Below are 264 nucleotides of genomic sequence, written 5' to 3'. Positions count from 1 at the left end.
ACTGACAGCCAAGGTCGAGGAGGCGGTTCAGGCGGTGTGCGAAACGCCGACCCCCACGACCGTCGCCGAGGCCGAGAAGCTGGCGCGGGCCGCAGGCGTGATCGCGCGGGCGGCCAAGGCGGTGGACGCGCTGAAGTCCCGCCCCGAACGCAAAACTGAAGAGGATGAGATGGGCGGTGAACACTTCGATCCCGAAGAGGACGAACGACTGCGCGCCGAACTGTGCGCCCACCACGAACGCCTCGACCGCATTCTGGAAGAGAA

General features: G+C 66.7%; 1 protein-coding gene. It reads left to right on the top strand.

Features of this window, described 5'->3' with window-relative positions:
• Nucleotides 1-264: hypothetical protein (locus tag ACM0OW_RS25850; protein WP_414553579.1), on the top strand; the 264-nt coding region annotated here is incomplete at both ends.

Source organism: Anabaena sp. CCY 0017, from assembly GCF_963920885.1.
Classification (GTDB): Bacteria; Cyanobacteriota; Cyanobacteriia; order Cyanobacteriales; family Nostocaceae; genus Nodularia.
This window is presented reverse-complemented; position numbering and strand designations above follow the sequence as displayed.